This is a genomic window from Streptomyces sp. MS191, assembly GCF_008042125.1.
GTDB lineage: Bacteria > Actinomycetota > Actinomycetes > Streptomycetales > Streptomycetaceae > Streptomyces.
On record NZ_RDBI01000196.1, the window covers coordinates 1 to 3,673 of the forward strand.

Annotated in this window: 5 protein-coding genes; all 5 read left to right on the forward strand. The window is 70.3% G+C overall.

The window, feature by feature from the left end; all coding sequences use genetic code 11:
* The first annotated feature begins 106 nt into the window (after positions 1–106).
* The 5 genes from EAO71_RS36325 (at position 107) to EAO71_RS36345 (ending at position 3,560) form a co-directional block, all read left to right on the forward strand.
* Complete coding sequence (locus EAO71_RS36325) at positions 107–1,228, forward strand: sensor histidine kinase (RefSeq protein WP_261992522.1); 1,122 nt, start codon at positions 107–109, stop codon at positions 1,226–1,228.
* Positions 1,225–1,923, forward strand: coding sequence for a response regulator (locus EAO71_RS36330; protein WP_147982057.1), 699 nt, complete (start codon positions 1,225–1,227; stop codon positions 1,921–1,923). The genes EAO71_RS36325 and EAO71_RS36330 overlap by 4 nt, the downstream gene beginning before the upstream one ends.
* Positions 1,924–2,034: 111 nt before the next feature.
* Positions 2,035–2,292: a Flp family type IVb pilin gene (locus EAO71_RS36335; RefSeq protein WP_187282979.1), complete on the forward strand. Its 258-nt coding sequence runs from the start codon at positions 2,035–2,037 to the stop codon at positions 2,290–2,292.
* On the forward strand, positions 2,289–2,960 hold the full coding sequence (locus EAO71_RS36340; RefSeq protein WP_147982058.1) for a pilus assembly protein TadG-related protein: 672 nt from the start codon (positions 2,289–2,291) through the stop codon (positions 2,958–2,960). Before EAO71_RS36335 ends, EAO71_RS36340 begins: the two co-directional genes overlap by 4 nt.
* A 21-nt stretch (positions 2,961–2,981) precedes the next feature.
* Positions 2,982–3,560, forward strand: coding sequence for a hypothetical protein (locus EAO71_RS36345; protein WP_147982059.1), 579 nt, complete (start codon positions 2,982–2,984; stop codon positions 3,558–3,560).
* The last annotated feature ends 113 nt before the right edge of the window (positions 3,561–3,673 follow it).

Genomic DNA, 3,673 nt, shown 5'->3' on the forward strand with positions numbered 1-3,673 from the left:
CCTCGCCGACCTGCGCCGCCAGACCTACACCGGCCACGGCACCGGAGACGTCGATGTCACCGCCGAACTCGCCGACCGCGTACGCGACTTCACCCGTCGCTCCGGCATCACCGCCGCCTACCACGGCAGCGGCCACCAGACCGCGCCGCCCGTCCCGTACCCCGTGGCACGCCAACTGCTCACCATCGCCACCGAAGCGATGGAGAACGCCGGCCGGCACGCCCACCCCACCCTGCTCGCCGCCGACACCCTCCTCGGCTCCCTGCTCCTCGTCACCGCAGGACCCCAGAGCACCCTCGGCTACGTCAGCGTCTGCACCCCCCTCCTCGCCGGCCTCGGCTACGGCTGGCGCGGCGCCGCCGTCTTCGCCAGCCTCCAGTCCCTGATCCTGCTCGCCATCCACACCGCCGACCCCCACCACACCGACGTCGGCCTCGGCGAAGCCACCCTCCTCCCCGGCCTCTGCGTCATCACCGGCGCCCTCGGCGTCACCCTCGGCAACCTCCTCCTCCGCTTCGGCGCCGCCGGCCAGGCCCTCACCGACGTCCGCACCCGCCTCGCCGCCGCCCAGGCCGTCGAAGAAGAACGCGCCCGCCTCGCCCGCGAGATGCACGACTCCGTGGCCACCACCCTCCACGGCCTCGCCCTCGCGGCCGACGGCCTCGCCGCCACCGACGGCCCCCAGACCCTCCGCGACCAAGCCGGACTCGTCGCCCGCTCCGCCCGCCGCGCCGCCGCCGAGACCCGCGAACTCCTCGCCGACCTGCGCCGCCAGACCTACACCGGCCACGGCACCGGAGACGTCGATGTCACCGCCGAACTCGCCGACCGCGTACGCGACTTCACCCGTCGCTCCGGCATCACCGCCGCCTACCACGGCAGCGGCCACCAGACCGCGCCGCCCGTCCCGTACCCCGTGGCACGCCAACTGCTCACCATCGCCACCGAAGCGATGGAGAACGCCGGCCGGCACGCCCACCCCACCCGCATCGACGTCTCCGCCGGCGTCCACGACGGCCTGCTGCGCATCAGCGTCCGCGACGACGGCCCCGGCCTCCCACCCGGCACCACCCTCGACGGCCTTCGCAGGACCGGCCACTTCGGCCTCGTCGGCATGGTGGAACGAGCCGCCGGCGTCGGAGCCCGCATCAGGATCGGACGCGGCGCCGCCGCGACGGGCACGGAGGTCCGCCTGGAGCTCCCGGTAGGCAGGACGGTCGGCGTATGACACTCAGAGTGCTGGTCGCGGACGACAACCCGGTCGTCCGCGCGGGACTGACGGCCCTCCTCGGCGGCCGCCCCGACATCGAGGTCGTCGCCGAAGCCACCAACGGCCGCACCGCGGTCACCGAGACCGAACGCCTCCGCCCGGACGTCGTCCTCCTCGACGTCCGCATGCCCGAACTCGACGGCCTCGCCGCCCTGCCCTGCCTGGTCCGCCTCGCCCCGGTGATGATGCTGACCTACACCGGCGAGAGCGCCGTGGTCCGCGAGGCACTGCGCCTGGGGGCGGGCGGCTACCTGGTCCACGGCGAGTTCACCGCCGAGGAACTGGTGACCGCCGTCCGCGACGTCCGAGCCGGCCGCGCCCACTTCACCCCGACCGCGGCCAACGCCCTGCTCGGCGTGGTCAGGGGTGCGACTGCACACGGTTTGCCCGTGCCAAGCATCCCGAATTCATTGCGTTTTGGGATTCCATCTTCGCAAGCGCAACGGAATGTGGGACAGTTTGGACTGAGTGTGAGGGAGGCGGAAGTGATGGACCTGATCGCATCGGGCATGAGCAACCGCCAGATCGCCGACACCTGCTTCATCAGCGAGAAGACGGTCAAGAACCACATCAACCGCATCTTCGCCAAACTCCACAGCCGCACCCGCAGCGAAGCCATAGCAGCCTGGCTCGGCACAAGGACGGCAACATGACCACCCCCCACCACCTTTGGGCCCCTGGACCCTGTTCGCCCCCACGACCCCGGGCATACCGTGCCGGAGCCGACAACGGCACCGACAAGCAGGAACCCAGAGGAGGTCAGGATGAACGACACGCTACTGAGGGCCGTGACCAAGGCCAAGGTTCACCTGTCGAGCTGGGCGCGCGACACGGCGCGACACGGGGGACGACGACGGGCACAGGACGGCGACCGGGGACAGACGGCGGTCGAGTACCTGGGGATCATCGTGGTGGTGGTGGCGATCGTGGTGGCGATCTCGGGCACCAGCATCGGTCAGAGCATCAAGAACGCGATCAGCACGAAGATCGCCAGCCTCACCGGCGGTGGCGGAGGCGAGTGACCAGTCGTTCAACCGACGACTCCGGGCAGGCCTTCCCCATCTACATCGTGGTGGTGGCGGGCCTGCTCTTCCTTGCGTTCGCCTACTTCGCAGTAGGGCAAGCGGGAGCTACGCGCAACGGCGCCCAGACCGCTGCCGATGCGGCCGCGCTGGCAGCAGCCCAGGACGCACGGGAACAACTTCGAGACGGCTGGCTCGACGTGATCCTCGACCCCTCTCGATGGGGTGAGTACGTCGACGGCGAGAGGTACGACCCATCCGCCGCCTGCCGACAGGCAGCCTCCTTCGCTGCGAAGAACGAAGCAACCCTCTGGGGCGACCGTTGCGACCTTCTCCCCGACCGAGAAGGCTTCAGCGTGGAAGTCCGCACCCTGAACACCGTCGGTGCGTCCGTCGTCCCCGGCACGGAGAAGCAACACGCCACCGCAACGGCTTCGGCGGTCATCGAACCCCGCTGTACCTTCGAGGCGCCCGAGCCCACACCGGAGCCGGAGGAGCCGTCGCCGGACCCCACCAGCCCGGACCCGACACCCACGCCGACACCGACTCCGACAGAGCCCAGCCCCATTCTCGGACTCACCTGTCACGGCGTCGCCTGGGAGATCGACCCAGAGGACCCGAGGCTGCCGAGCGCCGCCGATCTCTTCACCGTTCGACTGGCCGACTGACAAGCGAAGGAACCCCGACCCATGAGCGCTCGGTACGCAACGCAGACCCGCAGAGGGGCGATCGCCGTCGTCCTTGCGGCTCTCGTCCTCGGCGTCGCCGGCTGCGGCAGCGAGGACGAGCCCCCCAAGAACACTGCCTCCTCACCTTCCCGGACCCCCGCGGGCACCGAGGACGGCAAGAAGACGCAGACCGAGGAGCCCTCCGAGGTGCTGGCCGTACTCAAGGGGCAGAACGGGCTTGAGCTCACCATCCAGTCAGCCAAACGGGATGCCGGGGGCTTTCTGACCGTGAGCGGCAAGCTGGCCAACACGTCCGACGCGACGAGCGTCATTCCCGCGCAAGTGGCGGGCGACGAAGTGGAGATCGTCAAACACGGAGACTCACTCGGTGGCGCGACCCTCGTCGACTCCGTCGAGAAGAAGCGCTACTACGTCCTCCGTGACACGGACGGCCGCCCGCTGACCACATCCGGCCTCGCCGACCTCGGCCCGGGTCGCTCAACAGCCGTATTCCTGCAGTTCCCGGCACCGCCGGCCAGCACCACCGAGGTGACCTTCCAACTCCCCACGTTCCGAACCGGCACCATCAAACTCTCCTGAGGTGCTGCCGCCATGACCACCACCACTCCCCACCGCCTCGCGGTCCTCGCCGCCACCCTCGTCACGGTGACCACCCTCACCGTCGGCCCCGCCGTCGCCGACGACCCCCCCGG